Annotated in this window: 13 protein-coding genes and 1 pseudogene; 7 read left to right on the top strand and 7 right to left on the bottom strand. The window is 67.3% G+C overall.

From position 1 onward, the window contains the following. Window positions 1-6: 6 nt before the first annotated feature. The gene (locus tag VNS22_RS03825) at window positions 7-777 is read right to left on the bottom strand and encodes a hypothetical protein (RefSeq protein ID WP_325729783.1); all 771 of its coding nucleotides are present in this window, start codon (window positions 775-777) and stop codon (window positions 7-9) included. Window positions 778-1,004: 227 nt separating this feature from the next. Here VNS22_RS03825 and VNS22_RS03820 point away from each other — a divergent pair, with 227 nt between their 5' ends. Together VNS22_RS03820 and VNS22_RS03815 are read left to right on the top strand one after the other, a co-directional pair. Further along, entirely contained in the window at window positions 1,005-1,883 is an 879-nt protein-coding gene (locus VNS22_RS03820; RefSeq protein ID WP_325729781.1) for a formyltransferase family protein, read from the top strand. Window positions 1,884-1,927: 44 nt separating this feature from the next. Next, the gene (locus tag VNS22_RS03815) at window positions 1,928-2,263 is read left to right on the top strand and encodes an STAS domain-containing protein (RefSeq protein WP_325729779.1); all 336 of its coding nucleotides are present in this window, start codon (window positions 1,928-1,930) and stop codon (window positions 2,261-2,263) included. Between the two features lie 790 nt (window positions 2,264-3,053). Here VNS22_RS03815 and VNS22_RS03810 read toward each other — a convergent pair. Together VNS22_RS03810 and VNS22_RS03805 are read right to left on the bottom strand one after the other, a co-directional pair. Beyond that, a complete protein-coding gene (locus tag VNS22_RS03810) occupies window positions 3,054-4,052 on the bottom strand; it encodes a replication initiator protein A (RefSeq protein WP_325729777.1) in 999 nt (332 codons plus the stop codon). Continuing rightward, window positions 4,049-4,219, bottom strand: a complete 171-nt coding sequence (locus VNS22_RS03805; protein ID WP_159716327.1) for a hypothetical protein — start codon at window positions 4,217-4,219, stop codon at window positions 4,049-4,051. Before VNS22_RS03805 ends, VNS22_RS03810 begins: the two co-directional genes overlap by 4 nt. Window positions 4,220-4,399: 180 nt before the next feature. On the opposite strand from VNS22_RS03805, the gene VNS22_RS03800 reads away from it, so the two are divergent. The 4 genes from VNS22_RS03800 to VNS22_RS03785 all read left to right on the top strand — a co-directional run bounded on the left by VNS22_RS03800 (window position 4,400) and on the right by VNS22_RS03785 (window position 10,354). Next, window positions 4,400-4,867 (top strand): YcgN family cysteine cluster protein, encoded by a 468-nt coding sequence (locus VNS22_RS03800; RefSeq protein ID WP_325729773.1) that lies wholly within the window; start codon window positions 4,400-4,402, stop codon window positions 4,865-4,867. Window positions 4,868-5,037: 170 nt separating this feature from the next. Then, complete coding sequence (locus VNS22_RS03795; RefSeq protein WP_325729771.1) at window positions 5,038-6,195, top strand: extracellular solute-binding protein; 1,158 nt, start codon at window positions 5,038-5,040, stop codon at window positions 6,193-6,195. A gap of 351 nt (window positions 6,196-6,546) precedes the next feature. Then, a complete protein-coding gene (locus tag VNS22_RS03790) occupies window positions 6,547-9,105 on the top strand; it encodes a GumC family protein (protein WP_325729769.1) in 2,559 nt (852 codons plus the stop codon). 160 nt (window positions 9,106-9,265) lie between these two features. Beyond that, complete coding sequence (locus VNS22_RS03785) at window positions 9,266-10,354, top strand: ABC transporter ATP-binding protein (protein ID WP_325729767.1); 1,089 nt, start codon at window positions 9,266-9,268, stop codon at window positions 10,352-10,354. Here VNS22_RS03785 and VNS22_RS03780 read toward each other — a convergent pair. The 3 genes from VNS22_RS03780 to cysD form a co-directional block, all read right to left on the bottom strand. Continuing rightward, the gene (locus tag VNS22_RS03780; RefSeq protein WP_325729765.1) at window positions 10,351-11,559 is read right to left on the bottom strand and encodes a glycosyltransferase family 1 protein; all 1,209 of its coding nucleotides are present in this window, start codon (window positions 11,557-11,559) and stop codon (window positions 10,351-10,353) included. The two genes, VNS22_RS03785 and VNS22_RS03780, sit on opposite strands and share 4 nt — an antisense overlap. Before the next feature lie 76 nt (window positions 11,560-11,635). Next, complete coding sequence (gene cysC, locus VNS22_RS03775) at window positions 11,636-13,498, bottom strand: adenylyl-sulfate kinase (RefSeq protein ID WP_325729762.1); 1,863 nt, start codon at window positions 13,496-13,498, stop codon at window positions 11,636-11,638. Window positions 13,499-13,538: 40 nt separating this feature from the next. Continuing rightward, the gene (gene cysD, locus VNS22_RS03770) at window positions 13,539-14,333 is read right to left on the bottom strand and encodes a sulfate adenylyltransferase subunit CysD (RefSeq protein WP_325729760.1); all 795 of its coding nucleotides are present in this window, start codon (window positions 14,331-14,333) and stop codon (window positions 13,539-13,541) included. 386 nt (window positions 14,334-14,719) lie between these two features. Here cysD and mgrA point away from each other — a divergent pair, with 386 nt between their 5' ends. Then, window positions 14,720-15,733 (top strand): L-glyceraldehyde 3-phosphate reductase, encoded by a 1,014-nt coding sequence (gene mgrA / locus VNS22_RS03765; protein ID WP_325729758.1) that lies wholly within the window; start codon window positions 14,720-14,722, stop codon window positions 15,731-15,733. 156 nt (window positions 15,734-15,889) lie between these two features. Here mgrA and VNS22_RS03760 read toward each other — a convergent pair. Further along, window positions 15,890-16,186: pseudogene (locus VNS22_RS03760) on the bottom strand (GFA family protein); the annotation flags it as partial.

Genomic DNA, 16,186 nt, shown 5'->3' with positions numbered 1-16,186 from the left:
GCGCGATCAAGACACGTCCGCCTTCTCGACTCGCGCTTCTGCCCCATGCAGCCGGGCCAGCGTCTCCTGAGCGATGGCCGCGACCGGATCCGGCGGAGCTGCTTTGCCCGGTTTGTGCAGCACCGAACCGCCGATCGCGTCCATGATTGCGTGGGTGCTGGCCTGCATGCGCCGCCTGGAGCGGTGCATCACCAGGGCAATGCCCAGGATCAGCACGATAGCCGCCGGCACGCTCGCCTCTAGGATCGCTTGGCCCAGGATGACCCGGATCGCGATCATGGTGCGCTCGATACCGGCCTCGCTGTAGCCGAGCGCCAGGCCGCCCACCGGCTGTTCGAACAGATTGGTGAGCGGCACGACGATCACCGGCACATCCAGGCGTCGCGGGCCGCTGGGCTCGTCCGGCCCCGCATGCACCGCCGCCCGCCAAGCGTCCGGCACGGGCTGGTCGGATGCCTCGCCCCGATCGGTGCTGTAGAGACGGCGCCCGGCATCGTCGAACACCACGACCCAGTCGATCAGCCGATCGATGGTCCGCCGCCGGTCAATCAGCGGCTGGATCGAGCGTAGCGCGCTGAGCGGCAGGCCGATGCGCATCCCGTCCTGGATGGCCGCAGCCAGATCATTGGCGAGGAACTCGAAGCGGGCCTGCTCCTTCTGCTGCACCACACGCTGAAACTTCAGCAGGTTGAGCGCCGCGGAAAGCAGCAGGCTGGCGAGCACGAGAACGAAAGCGGTGAGTGCGAGACGGCCGACCAGAGAAGTTCCGGAAAACATCAGCATCTCCGCTGGGCAGCGTCCCCGGGCGCCGCAACGCGGCGCCCATGCGGAGAAGCCTCCGATCTTGGGGCACCCGTCACAGGATCCGAGGCCGGCAACGGTCGCTTCGCATGGACAGGCAAAACCATACTGGCTACCTGATCACTACTTCAAGCGATGGGGACGGGCGCGCATCGTTCCTGGAGTCGAGTGCGGTAGCGGCGCAAAGGCGAGATATAGGCAACGTGCGCATCCTGGTCTGCACCAAGGCGGATCTTCCGAGCCTGATCGCCATGAATCGGCTGCTGCCGGCGCTGGCCGAGCGGCACGATGTCGAGGTGCTGCTCACCGAGCGGGTGCGGCCGGCCGAGCGGCACCTGCCGGATCTCGCCGTCCTCAAGCTGCTGGAACGGGACCTGCCGCTATCGGTGCTCCTGCCCCTGGCGGAAGCCGCCGCCCCCACCGGGTGGAGACTGCGCAGCTTCGAGCGCCTGGGCAAGGAACTGGCGATCCAGGTCGGCACCATCCGGCAGATCAATGCCGGCGATGGCTTCGAGCGGGCGGTCCGCTTCCGGCCGGACCTGGTCCTGTCGATCCGCTTCAGCCTGGTGTTCCGCCAGCCCATGCTGGAACTGCCCCGCCACGGTATCCTCAATCTCCACCCCGGGCCGCTGCCCGGGTTCGGCGGGCTGTTCGCGATCTTCCGCCAGATGAAGCTGGGGCGGCCGGAGATCGGCGTCACGCTGCACCGGGTGGATGCCGGCATCGATACCGGCCCGGTCGTGACGGTGCAGCCCATGCCGATCGCCCCCGGCCGGTCGATGCTTTGGCATGTGCTGCGTGCCTATGAGGCGGGTGTGCCGGCGATCCTTGCGGCGGTGGCGCGTCTGGCGGCCGGCCAGGCGCTTTGCAGCACGCCGCAGGACCCGGAGCGGATGAGATATTTCGGTCTGCCGGAGCCGGACGAGTTCGCGGCTTTCGCCCAGGCCGGGCTTCGGCTCTACGACGTCGAGGAATATGCCCTGGACCTGCGCCGTCTGCTGGGCCTGCAGGTCCGAGAACTGGTGGCGGCGGCCTTGCCGGTCGAGGCGGCTGGACGGGCGCGTCTTGCTGCGGAAGGATGAGGCATGGCTCGGTGCCGCAGGCAGCGCAGGAGTAGCAGTCGGTGATGGAACTGAGCAGCGCCCTCGAAGGCGAGGTATTGGTGGTGAGCCCGATAGGCGACCTCAACGCTGCATCCTGCGGGCAGCTGGAAGCGGAGCTTGCCGGCCATGCCGAGAACGGCCGCCGGCGGATCGTCCTCGACCTCAGCCAGATCCGCTATGTTTCCTCGGCCGGGCTGCGGGTGTTCCTGGTGACGGCACGTCGTCTCGGCAAAGACGGCAGCTTCGTGCTGGCTAGCCCCAGCGATGCGGTGGCGCAGATTCTGAAGATGACCGGATTCGACCGGATCGTCCGGGTCGAGCCGAGCCTGGACCAGGCTTTGGCAGCGGCAGCCGCCTGATCGGCCATCATCGACCGGACCCGGAGCAGCCCGACGGCGGCCGCGTCATGGCGAATCGCTGGATACCGCACGTCCCAACCATGAATCACGTCCAGGTCGGGCTGCAGCAGCACTTCATCTGATAGGCTGAGCGGCCATGAGCGCCAAGTTATCTGCGCCACGGGCGCGAGCATGTCGTCGTGCCGCCATTTCCAGGTAGGTCCAGCCGTTAGAAAGTTAGGATATATTAGGAGTTAGAAGGTTAGAGGGTCGCAAACCCCAGGCTACTCAATTGGTTAGCAATGGTTTTTGTGAATGATGTACCGGGTTGTGGTGAATGATGTACCGAGTGGCTACGTGGACGAAGTACCGACGTCGCGTGGATGAAGTACCGAGCAGACGCCACGCGAACTTTCGCACCTATGTGGGTGAAGTACCGAGCTTCGGGCGGCCAATGTCCGCGATGTGCCGTCCGCCGCCGGCTCATACGGTACTTCGTTCACCTGAATCGTGGCCACTGCTCGCCGACGCCAAGCTCCGACAGGCTCCTGATAGACATCTGGAGGCAGTCCTTTGCCCGCGTGTGGCGGGATTCCCGGGGCATGTGAACGAAGTACCGAGGTCGGTCCCCACAGCTGCGTGAATGAAGTACCGATTCGGTGACCCTAAGCCGTGAATGATGTACCGAGCTTCGGTACATCATTCACGAAAGCGGGGCCGGACCGCGCGTCCCCCCGTAGCGCCGCACGGCGCTTCGTGAACGAAGTACTGAACCGGCCTGGGCTGGCAGTGTGGACGAAGTACCGAGCCGTCAGCCGGCCCGCGGCGAGAACACTACCAGCAGCCGCTCGTTCGAGGCCCAGCGGCGCCCATCGAACCCGTCATGCTCGACCGCCTGCCGGTCGGCCGGGTCGAAATTGATCGCGATGTGGTAGTCCGGCAGGTCGTCGTCCTCGACGATCTTGCGCAGCTGCGGCTTGAAGAAGCGCGCCTCCATCACCGAGCCGCACTTGTCGATCAGCCTGGGCAGAGAGATCACCCAGCGCGATTGCGACCCGCAGTGCTTGCGGGCCAGCTCGTAGAGCCGGCGCTTCAGCCCCATGCTGATCTGGAAATATTCTGGGCTGATCGTCAGGACACGACGATCCTTGACGATCGCCCGGAACATCCAGTCGTTTAGGGTGATCTCGCAGCCGGCCATGATCTTCTTGCCGGTGCGGGTCTTCTTCTCCAGCACCCGGAACGTCTCGATCCAGCCGAAGCCGCGGCGCTCCTTGATGTCCTGTGACTCGATTGTGGTGACGATGGTGGTGGAGCGCAGCCGGTAGATCGCGTCCAGCAGCAGTTCATAGGCCCGCTTGCCCGAGCCGCGGCCGGTCACCTGCAGGAGATTGTGCGCATTGAAGCGCACGGTCTTCTCCACCGGCATGCCCCGCTCGATCCGGTCGTTGATGATCGAAGCCAGGTAGATCAGGACGTCCTTGTCCCAGATCGTGGCGATGCCGCGGTCGCCCGGCCGGATCTCCACCCGCACCTTGCCGTCGTCATAGATCATGGGCTTGGTGCGCGGCGTCTTCTGCAGAGAGAAGAACGGGAACTCCATCAGCGCCCGGTCATCCTTGAACGGCGCGCTGATCAGGCTGTCGAGGAACAGGTCCACCTGCCGACCGGTGGCGGCACCATCGCCGTCCGCGGCGAGCCGCCGCCTGGCGCGCGCGGTGCTGGCCGCCTCCTCGGTGGGCTCTGGACCCATGGCACCCCGCTCGGCCTCGGCAGCGCGCGGCACCATGTGGACGATGTTCCGAATCATCGGCGCTCCCCGTCGCGGCTCTCCGGCCGGCGCCGGTCGCGGATCTCGGCCGCATCGACTCGGTAGCCCGCCCGCGCGAGTGCATCCAGGACCAGCGCGCGCATGGTGGTATCGTCCTCGGCGACTCGGGTGCGCAGCTGCCGGAGCACGTCGGCCGGCAACAGCACGGTGAGTTTGCGATCGGGTGGTCCGCCCTGGGGCGGCGGAGCTGCTGGTGCCATAGGCACGTACTTACGGCAGTTCACCGGAGCCTGTCCACTCCCGCATCAGGCGAATTCATGCATGGTTGCCGAATGCCCTGGCAGTCGCCACCTCGGGCGGGAATGTAACTTTCGATGGGATCGGCGATGCGCCGCCGTAGCCGCGCCAACCATGCAGGGACCGCCGTGCCCGCACCATTCTGGCGTACCAAGAACCTGGACGAGCTGACGCCCGAGGAATGGGAGTCGCTCTGCGATGGCTGCGGCCTGTGCTGCCAGATCCGGGTGGAGGACGAGGACACGGGCGAGCTGGCCTTGAGCGACGTCGCCTGCCGCCTCCTCGACCTGTGCACCAATCGCTGCAGCGACTACCGCAATCGCCACCGGCGTGTCCCGGACTGCGTCGCGATCACGCCGGAGAACGTCTACGAGCTCACCTGGCTGCCGCATAGCTGCGCCTATCGGCTGGTGGCGCATGGCTACGACCTGCCCGAATGGCATCATCTGGTCTGCGGCGACCGAAAGCGTGTCCATGAGGAAGGCCCGTCCATGCTGGGCATGCTGGTGAGTGAGGACGAGGTCGACTGGAGTGCTCAGGGCGAGGCCGAGGATTAGAACGCTCCGGCGCGGTGTGCGCCATCCGCCGAAACCGTCACGTCGTACCACGATGCGGTCTTGACCGGCTCTGGCTGCTTCAGGACACTTCCTATCATGGCGGGGCGCTCTGCCGGCATGTCGCCGACCATGGTCGCGCCCACCCGATCGATGGGGGATAGGTGCGCACCATGACCGAGACGAGCAGCACGATCGAGGCGGCGCGGAGCTGGCGCCGGCGGGAGCTGGGCAGGCTGGCAATGGGTGCCGGGGCGGCCGCCGTGGCAGCACCCTGGGTCAGCCGGCACGCCGCGGCCGCGGGCGTGGTGAAAGTCTACGCCTGGTCGGACTATATCTACCAGGACATGATCGACAGCTTCCGGGAGGAGACCGGACTCGACATCGAGCTGTCCAAGTTCGGCAGCAACGACGAGCTGTTCAACAAGCTCAAGGCATCGGGTGGCGCCGGCTTCGATCTGGTCATGCCGACCACCACCGAGGGCCCGCAATGGTATGACGCTGGCGACCTGCTTCAGCCGCTGGACGAGAGCAAGATCGACATCGAGGCTGTCTATCCCTCGATCTACGAGCGGTCCATCGACCTCGGCGGAACCTATCGCGGCAAGCGCTACATCCTGCCCTTCAACTGGGGCACGGAGGGCATGACCTACGACAGCAGCGCGTTCCAGACCAGCTATGGCACGCTGTCGCTGGGCGATCTGTGGCGGCCGGAGATGATCGGCAAGGCCACGGTGCGGCAGAAGTCGGCGCTGATCGCAATCGGCCGCACCATGGATGCGGAAGGTAAGTTGCAGTCCAACGGCATGCTCGACGCCTACAAGGACGAGGAGACCTCCCGGAAGATCTTCGACCAGATCCTGCCGGTCGCCATCGAGCTGAAGAAGAACATCAAGAAGTTCTGGAACAGCGCCGACGACCAGTACACCGCGTTCAACCAGGATGGCTGCGTCATCGGCCTCACCTGGGACGGGCCGGGCATCGTGCTCAGCCGGACCTCGGGCGGGCGGATCAGGTACCTCATGCCCAAGGAGGGCGGGTTCGCCTGGCTCGATGGCATGTCGATCCCGACCGGGGCCGAGAATGTGGAGGGCGCCTATGCCTTCATCAACCACATGTACCGGTCGGACATGGGTGCCGCGATGGCCAACCAGTCCGGCTACAACAGCGTGGTTGCGGAGGCCGTGCCCCTGCTCAAGCCGGAGGCCAAGGCCGCGTTCGAGGCGGCCTACCCGGAGGGCGCCGTCGACAATCTGTGGTGGTGGCCGATGGTGACACCATGGTTCAACCCGGTGCGGGCGGAATACGTGGAGAAGTACACCGCCGCCTGAGGCCCGGCCCGTCAAGACCCTGGTTCAACTGTCGAGCCATCCGGCGACGGATGGCTCGGTCTTGTTCTCGCCCGGAGGGGGAGAAGATTTTTGAATGAGCGACATCGCCGCAGGTGGGTCGACTACAACACCCTTTCCCGTCATAGCGTTTCGCTGTTATGGACTGCTTTGGGTGCAGTGCAGCGAACGCTGACTCGATCGGAAACGCAGCAGATAAGGCCTGTCGGGCTACACGGGTAGCTTGGGTGCGTCTTGTTTCGGGTTTCCTCGATCACGTTCCATCAGCATCCGATCACGCCTCCTCGTGCCTGACCGGCGCCGAGCCACCCCTGACGTGATATGACCGTGATCATGGCCGACGATCAGTACCGCTATCCTCCGCAGAACCAGGTCGCCTACCGGCCGGCCGACTATGAGGGCGAGGCCGACGGGCCGAATCTCGGCCAGTTGGCGGCGACCCTGTGGCGCCGCAAGGCGATGATCATCGGCATCGTGGTCCTGGGCACCGGGCTCGCCGGGCTCGCCGGCCTGTCGATGACCAAGAAGTATACCGCCAAGGCCATGGTGGTAGTTCAGGGCCAGAGCTCCAACGTGGTCAACATGGAGCAGGTCGCAGCCGGCCTGGATGCGAATCCGACTACGGTCGAGACGCAGATCCGCGTGCTCCAGTCGGCGCCGGTGGTCGATCGGGTGATGACCCGGCTCAACCTGTTCAACGACGAGGAGTTCCGCCCGTCCGTCGAGGAGGGCGAGGAAGGCCAAGTCCTGGTCTTCACCCTGCCGGAGCCCTGGAGCGGCTACCTCGCGACCGCGACCTCGTTCGTGCCGAACAGCTGGCTGATCGCTACCGGTCTCGCCAAGGAGCCGCTGGTCGCCAATGAGCTGATCCAGATGGCGACGCTCGACCAGGGCGCCCCGCTTCCCGCGGCCGGTGCGGGCGACGGGCTGTCGGCTGCGCCCGGCGATGCAGTGCCGGATGCCGGCATGCCGGCGCTCTCGGCCGAGGCACCCGTCGAGCCGGCTGGTGCCCTGCCGGACGTTCAGGCGGCTCCGATCGCCACGGCAGACCCTGTCATGACGGGTGAGCCGGCGGCACCGGTGACGGACCCGCTCACCAGCGGGCCGTATGGCGAGCAGTTCTCCCAGGCTCTGGCCGCCGATCCCTATCGTGAGGTCGCCCGCAGCAAGTTCCTGCGCAACCTCACGGTGGCCCCGGAGGGCCGTTCGTTCGTGATCGGCGTGTCCTTCACGTCCGAGAGCCCGGACAAGGCTGCGCGGGTCGCCAACCTGCTGGCCGAGAGCTACGTCCAGAGCCAGATCGACCAGAAGCGCCTGACCACCGATCAGGCCGGCGACTGGCTGGGCCAGCGGGTGGAGGAGCTGCGCAAGGAGCTGGAGCAGATCGAGGCGCAGGTCCAGCAATACCAGATCGACCACAACCTCACTTCCGGCAACCGGACCGACCTGACCGACCTGCAGCTGACCAACATGAACCAGCAGCTGCTGGCCGCCCAGGCGCAGCAGGCCGGGCGCGAGGCGCGGCTGCAGTTCGTGCGCGAGCTGAAGGCCAAGGGCCAGCCGCTCGACACGCTGCCGGAAGTGCTGGCCTCGCCGCTCGTCCTGCAACTGCGTGCCCAGGAAAGCGATCTGGAGCGCCAGGAAGGCGAGCTGCGCGCCACCTTCGGCGCCAAGCATCCGCGCGTGCAGCTGATCGCCACGGAGAAGGAGAAGCTCCGGCACAGCGTCAACGGCGAGATCGAGCGGATCATCGCCAACATGGAGAACGAGGCGCAGGTCAACGCGGCGCAGATCGCCGTCCTGCAGGAGCAGCTGGGCCAGGCGCAGGGCAAGAGCGGCGAAGGCATGGTTGCGGAGGTCGGCCTGCGCGAGCTGGAGCGCGAGGCCCAGTCGACCAAGCAGCTCTACGAGAGCTTCCTGCAGCGCTACAAGGAAACCCGCGAGCAGCAGCAGATCCTGGATTCGGATGCGAAGCTCCTGTCGGCCGCCCAGCGCCCGGTCGATCCGTCCACGCCCGGCCTGCCGATCTTCCTGGCGGTTGGCTTCGTCGCCTCCTCGCTGCTCGGCAGCATGGGCGCCCTGCTCCTGGAGCGGATGGACAAGGGGCTGCGTTCGGCCGAGGACGTCGAGCGGCATCTGGGGCTCCTGCGGGTCGGCCTGATCCCGCAGACCAAGGAGATCACGGCCAAGCGCCCCGCCTGGCGGTTCCTCAAGGACAAGCCGCTCTCGGTGTTCGCGGAATCAGTGCGCGGGGTCGGCACGGCGATCCGGTTCGCCGATGTCGACAACCCGCCGCGGGTCATCCTGGTGACCTCGTCCGTGCCGGGCGAAGGCAAGAGTACCCTGGTGCAGAGCCTGGCAGTGATTTCGGCCGCGGCTGACCACCGGGTGCTGGTGATCGACCTAGACACCCGCCGTCCGGTGCAGGCAAAGAACTTCGGCGTGGAGCCGGCCAACGGCGTGGTGGAGCTCCTGGGCGGCGAGGTCAGCTTTGAGGATGCGGTGGTCCAGCACCCGGGAACGGACGTGGACCTGCTGCTGGTGCGCCGCAGGCCGACCAATCCCGCGGCACTGCTGGAAAGCAAGAAGCTCAAGGCCCTCATCGAGGAGGCACGGGGCACCTACGACTACGTGATCCTCGACACTCCGCCGGTGCTGGGCGTGAACGACGCGCTGCTGCTCTGCCCCGTGGCGGACACGGTGGTGTTCGTGACCCAATGGGCCGAGACCAAGCACCAGCTGGCGCACAATGCGGTGCAGGCGCTGCGCGGTGCGCGGGCCAAGCTGCTGGGCGCGGTCTTGACCCAGGTCGATGTCAAGAAGCACAAGCGCTACGGCTATGGCGACGCCGGCGAGTACTACGGTACCTATACGAAGTACTATTCCGACTAATTCTTGACGCTCGATTCGTTGCGACGCGCCCGCCTGTCCCCCGACTGGCGGGCGCGTGCCGTTCGGGGGTCGCGGGCGGCATTGCGCAGCCACTTCCACCGCAGCCCGGCTGCCGTTACGCTCCCGCCTGCCGGCAATGGCAGCCTGGGAATCCAGCCCGATGAATGGCCAGAGCATCTCGCTGGACGCGATCACCATCCGGTTCGGCGCGTTCACCGCGGTCAGGGATGTCAGCCTGCACATTGAGCCCGGGGAGTTCTTCAGCTTCCTGGGCCCATCCGGCTGCGGCAAGACCACCATCCTGCGGATGATCAGCGGCTTCATGGAGCCGTCCGAGGGCCGCATCCTGATCGGCGAGAAGGACATGGCCGGCATCGGGCCGAACCGGCGCCCGACCGCCCTGATCTTCCAGAACCTGGCGCTGTTCCCACTGATGAAGGTCTGGGAGAATGTCGCGTTCGGCCTCGAGGTGCGCGGCGTCGCCAAGGGGGCGCGGCGCCGGCGCGCCGAGGAACTGCTGGAGATGGTGGCCCTGGCCAACCAGGGCGAGAAGATGGTCGCGGAGCTGTCCGGCGGGCAGCGGCAGCGGGTCGCGATCGCGCGGGCGCTCGCAGTCGAGCCTTCCGTCCTGCTGCTGGACGAACCGCTCTCGGCACTGGATCTGAAGCTGCGCCAGCACATGCGGGCCGAGCTGCGCACTCTGCAGCGTCGCACCGGCGTTACCTTCGTCTACATAACCCACGACCAGGGCGAGGCTCTGACCATGTCCGACCGGATCGCGGTGATGAGCAACGGGCGGATCGAGCAGACCGGCACGCCGCAGGAGATCTACGACCGCCCGAGCACCGCGTTCTGCGCGACCTTTGTCGGAGAGAACAACGCCTTTCCCGGCCGGGTCGCCGAAGTGTCGGGAGGATTCGCAGCACTCGACACGGCGCAAGGCCGCCTGCTCGGCCGCTGCGGCGAGACTACCCGGGCCGGCGATGCGGCCATCCTGTTCGTCCGCCCGGAGCGGTGCGGCCTCGTCGACGGCCAGCCTGTCGACAACCGGGTCGACACGCGGGTGATCCGGGTCGACCTGGAGGGCGCCTATGCCAACATCGTGACGGAAGGCCTCAGCCGGGAGCTATCGGTCCATCTCACCAATCATGGCGGCTTGACCGACACCGCGCCTGGAAGCCTTGTCACCATCGGCTTCGACCGGCAGGCGGCTCTGGTACTGCCGGCAGGCAGCCTCGCCCAGACCTAGGAGTGCACCGGGTCCGGCGGTGCGGCAGGTTCAGGGGGAGCGCTCGGCTGGCCCAAAGCGGACGCAAGCAGGCCGGGCGGGGCCTGCAGACGCGGCAGATCACCTCGACCCAGAGCCTCGATCACGGTCAGCGTCCGGGCGGCGGCCGTATCCCAGTCGAACAGGCGGACCCGCTGCAGCCCGCGGCGGCGCAACTCGGCGGCACGGGCGGGATCGGTCAGGATCGCTTGCATCGTCCGGGCCAGCAGGTCCGGGCGCTCGGGGTCGATCGTGGGTGCTGCGTCGCCCACCACTTCCGGGCACGAGCCGCCGGTGGAGGTCACCACCGGCGTGCCGCAGGCCATCGCCTCCAGGAGCGGGATCCCGAAGCCCTCGTAGCGTGATGGAAACACGAAGAGTTCCGCCAGCGACAGCACGGCCGGCAGGTCGGCGTCGGCGATCCAGCCCGGCCGATGCACCCGGCGCGCCAGCTCCGGGTCGGCCAGCTGCGCCAGCTCGCGCTCACCATGAAAAGCCGGCCGCCCGGCCAGCACCAGGTCGTGCGGCACCGCCGGCGCCAGAAGCTGGAACGCCTCCAGCAGCCCGGCCACGTTCTTTTGCCGGTAGATGAGCCCGAGATAGAGGACGAACCGCTGCGGCAGCCGGTAGCGTCGGCGCACCTCGTCCAGATGCCGCCGATCGGTCACCGGCGCAAAGCGCCTGGCCACGCCGTGATGGATCGTGCAGGAGCGCTCCCGCGTGAACGGGAAGCGCATGCCCAGGCGCTGGCGGCTCTCCTCGGACACGCTGATCGTGTAGGCGGCCTTGCGCAGGTAGAGCGGCAGGGCCAGGGCCTGGTAGGCCCGCAGGCGCCAGCCATAGTTCTCCGGCACCACGAACCAGTCGGCACCGTGGAGCACGAACAGGCACGGTGCCTTGGCCAGGAACGGCATCGAGTGCTTGGGATTGAAGATCACGTCGACCTGGCGGGCATTGCACCAGCGGGGCACCGTCCACTGGTCCCAGGCGAGCCGGCTGCTGGCCGGCAGCACGACCGGCTGCGCATTGGACAGGTCCTGCCAGTGCCGGGCCTGGTCCGGCTCGTCGAGCAGCAGGTCGAAGCGATGGCCGCTGCCCTGCTGCACCAGGCGGCGCACGATCTCGCGGGTATAGGTGCCGGTGCCGCCGTCCTCCGCGACATGCCGCATCATCACCGCAATGCGCATGTCGCCTCGCCGCCGTCCCCGTGGGCACCGGCATCGACCCGCAGGCTCGCGGGGCCGGCTAGGCCGGCCCGCCCCATCATGCCGCGAACTGCTGGCGTACGAAGTTCATCAGCACCTCGATGCACTCGGCCTCGCTCTGCCGGTCGGTCTCCACGATCACGTCGGGATGCTCCGGCTCCTCATACGGTGCCTGGATCCCGGTGAAGTCGCTAATCGCACCACTGCGCGCCTTGCGGTAGAGGCCTTTAGGGTCGCGGGCCTCACAGGCTTCCAGGGACGCCTTGACGTAGATCTCGCGGAACCGCTCGCCCGCGGCATCGCGCGCCCGCTGCCGGTCGGTGCGATAGGGCGAGATGAACGAGGTGACCACCAGGAAGCCGGCATCGGCGAACAAGGCGGCGACCTCGCCGATCCGGCGGATGTTCTCCGCCCGATCCTCCGGCCCGAAGCCCAGGTCGCGGTTCAGGCCGGAGCGGACATTGTCGCCATCCAGCACGTAGACATGCCAGCCCTTGGCGAACAGCTCGCGCTCCAGCGCCAGCGCCAGGGTCGACTTGCCGGCACCGGACAGGCCGGTCAGCCAGAGCACGCCGCCGGCATGGCCGTTGCGCAGGGTGCGCGCCTCCCGGGTCACCGCATGGCCGACCGCGTGGACGTTGGTCGCCTTGACCGCGAGCTGGCGGCGCTGGTCCGGATAGCCCTCCATCGAGACGAGGCCGGCCGCGACGGTGAGATAGTCGTCGACCAGCACGAACCGCCCGGTGCCGGGCACGCTGCGGTACTCGTCCAGCGCCAGCATGCGCGTGCTGCGGAAGATCACCTCCGCCGCCTCGTCGCGCTCGACCCGCTCCATCTGCCGCTCGCCGAGATCGGTCGTGTCGATGACCTTCTCGATCTTCTCGACGACCACCGGCGCTTCCACGGTCGCCAGCTTCAGCGTGTAGCTGCGGCCGACCTCGAGCGGCTTCTTCGACAGCCAGAACAGCTTGCCGCGGAACACGTTGGTCAGGACCGGCGGGTTCTCCAGATGGCTGATGACCTCGCCGCGTTCGACGAAGATCTGCTCGTCCAGGGTGATGCCGGCCGCCGCTCCGGCAACCGCCGAGGTCGGCGGCTCCGGCACGTTCCAGGCCTCGACCGAAGCGATCTTCACCACCTTGCCGGACGGCGAGAACAGGATCTGCTGGCCGGCTTCCAGCCGGCCGCTCTCGATCCGGCCGGCGATGATCCGGCGCTGGTCGAACTTGTAGACGTCCTGCACCGGCAGGCGCAGCGGCGCCTCGATCCCGCGGGCACGCGGCTGGAACTCGTCCAGCACGTCCACCACTGCCGGGCCCTGGTACCAGAGCATCCGCTGGCTCTTGGCCGCCAGGTTGTCGCCATCGCGCGCGGCGATCGGGATGATGTGGGTGGGCTCGATGTCCAGGGCGTTGAGGTTGCCGCGGATCGCCTCGGCGACCTTGCCGAAGCGCTCGGCGTCGTAGCCCACCAGGTCCATCTTGTTGACCAGGACCGCGACCTGCCGGATGCCCAGGAGATGGAGCACGTAGGCATGGCGGCGTGACTGCTCGCGCACGCCCTCCTCGGCATCGACCAGCAGCAGCGCCGCATCGGCCGCCGAGGCGCCGGTCACCATGTTCTTCAGGAACTCGCGGTGGCCGGGCGCGTCGATGATGATGTAGTCGCGCTTCTTGGTGGCGAAGCGGATCCGGGCGGTGTCGATGGTGATGCCCTGGTCGCGCTCGGCCTGCATGGCGTCCAGCGCGAAGGCCCATTCGAACGGCATGCCGCGCTTCTTCGACATGGCCTGCAGCGCCTCGAACTTGCCCTCGGGCAAGGAGCCGGTGTCGTGCAGGAGGCGGCCGATCAGGGTGGACTTGCCGTGGTCCACGCTGCCGACGATGACGATGGCGAGTTTCTGACCGCTATGGTCGGACATCTTGGTAGCTTCCGGGCGGAACGGAGGAGCGGGCGGAGGATCAGAGGTAGCCGGAGGCGCGCAGGCGCTCGAAGCTGTCCTCGGCCTCGTGATCCATGGCGCGGCCCGAGCGTTCCGCCACCTTGGTCGTCTCCAGTTCCGCGATGATCTCGTCGATGGTGGAGGCGGTGGACGGCACCGGCTTGGTGATGTCCTCGTCGCCCAGCGACCGGTAGCGCATGCCGTTCTTGGCGAAGTACAGGTCGATGGCCGGGATGTTCTCGCGCTTGGTGTAGCGCCAGATGTCGAGCTCGGACCAATGCAGCAGCGGATGGATGCGCACGTGCACGCCCGGCGGGAAGCTGGTCATGTACTGCTCGAACACCTCCGGCGGCTGGTCCTTCAGGTTCCACGAGCCGTCCTCGCTGCGCGGCGAGAAATAGCGTTCCTTGGCGCGGATCGCCTCCTCGTCGCGGCGGATGCCGGCGACCAGCCCGGTGAACTGGTGCTTGGCGAGCGCCGCCTTCAGGCCCAGCGTCTTGCGCGCGGCCGAGCGGGCGGCCGGCGGCAGGGTCGGATCGGTCATCTCGACCGGCGGGCACTCCTCGCGGATGAAGTTCAGGTTCCACTCCTTCGCGTAGCGGTCGCGGAACGCGTACATCTCCTTGAACTTCTTGCCCGTGTCGACGTGCATGACCGGGAACGGCACGTGCCCGAAGAACGCCTTGCGGGTGAGCCACAGGACGACATTGCTGTCCTTGCCCAGGGACCAGAGGATGGCGGGCCGCTCCAGCTTGGCGAACGCCTCACGGAGGACGTAGACGCTCTCGGCCTCGAGCTCGTCGAGATGGGACATGGTGCCTGGATGATCCGATGGGGTCAGGTGCTGCGACAAAGTTCCGGACGCCGTGGCGGAAACCTGGATTCCTGAAAGATGCGGCGAGCCATGCCCAAACAAGGCGCACCGGGTCAACGGTCCTATCCGCGCAGGCAGATCCGAAAGCGCGCGGCGGTGCCGATGGCCCGGCGACCCCTGTTCGGCATTGCCGCTGGCGGGGGAAGCGAGAGATCCGACAGGTCCGCCCGGGTCTATAAGATTGTTGACCAAGAAACTCCAGTTTCTTGCCGCGACCGATCGTTGCACCGCCGCTACGGTCGGCCCGCCGCCTGTGCGGTGGACAGGTTTCCATTCGGGCCGCACACGGAACGGGCGGGCGAGTTCGCAAGGGAGGATGACTGTCGATGGCTCTGGACTGGCAGGCCGATGCAGGCCGCTATCAGACGATGCCCTACCGACGCTGCGGCAAGAGCGGCCTGAAGCTGCCGCCGATCGCACTGGGGCTCTGGCAGAACTTCGGCGGCATCGATGCGCCGGAGACCGGCCGGGCCGTACTGCGCCGGGCGTTCGATCGCGGCATCACCCATTTCGACCTGGCCAACAATTACGGCCCGCCGCCGGGCTCGGCCGAGGAACTGTTCGGCCGGGTGATGGCCCAGGATCTGCGGCCCTATCGCGACGAGCTGATCGTCTCGACCAAGGCCGGCTATCCGATGTGGCCCGGTCCCTATGGCGAGAACGGCTCGCGCAAGTACCTGCTGGCCAGCCTCGACCAGAGCCTGCGCCGGATGGGACTGGACTATGTCGACATCTTCTACAGCCACCGGCCGGATCCGGAGACGCCGCTGGAGGAGACGATGGGGGCGCTCGCCCAGGCCGTGCGCTGCGGCAAGGCGCTCTATGCCGGCCTGTCCAACTACCCGCCCGAGACGACCCGCCGGGCGGCGGCGATCCTCCGCGAGCTGGGCACGCCCTGCCTGATCCACCAGCCGCGCTACTCCATGCTGGACCGCACGGCGGAAGGCGGGCTGCTGGACACGCTGGAGGAGAGTGGGATCGGCTGCATCGTGTTCTCGCCGCTGGCCCAGGGCCTGCTCAGCGCCAAGTATCTGGAGGGCGTGCCGCAGGGCTCGCGGGCCAGCCGCGGCACGACTTCGCTCAAGCCCGAGCGGGTGACGCCCGAGCTGCAGGCACGGCTCCGGGCCCTGAACGAGCTGGCGAAGGGGCGCGGGCAGAGCCTGGCCCAGCTGGCCCTGTCCTGGGTGCTGCGCGACCCGCGGGTCACCACCGCCCTGATTGGCGCGCGGGACGTGGCTCAGCTCGACGACAGCCTGGCGGCACTGGCAGCGGGAACCCTCACCGCGGACGAGATCGCGGCGATCGAGCCGCATCTGCCGGCACCGGGTTCAGCCGTCTGAGAACTTGTCGAAACTTTTCAAGTCATTGATTCGTCGAGGCGGCTCGGGTTCGTTTCGCAAAATCATGTTGATGCCGGCCGCGGGCCAATGCCCACGGCTGGCACGGGCGACCATCGATCATGCCATGAGCCGGCCGTATCAGGAAGGGCCGGTGGATCAGTCGACCCATTGGCCGTGCCGCTTGTGCCAGTCGGCCAGCGACAGTTCCGGGTAGAGATCGAACTGCTGGTCCGCGCTGCCGATCTCCGGCACCACCCAGTCCGGCTTGAAGCGCAGCATCATGTGGACCAGGGCAGGCGGGCGGGGCAGCTCGCTGTCGATCGCCGCGGCGAACGGATGCACCAGTTCCGGCCATTCCGGCGAGAACAGCCAGAGCGCCGTGCCGCAGCCAGCACAGAAATTGCGCTCGGCCGTGGACAATTGGCAGGAGCCGTCATCCTGGACGATCTGCGC

Source organism: Geminicoccus sp., from assembly GCF_035556675.1.
In the GTDB taxonomy this organism is placed as follows: domain Bacteria; phylum Pseudomonadota; class Alphaproteobacteria; order Geminicoccales; family Geminicoccaceae; genus Geminicoccus.
Note: the sequence above shows the minus strand (reverse complement) of the source record. Positions and strands in the feature narration are given on the sequence as shown.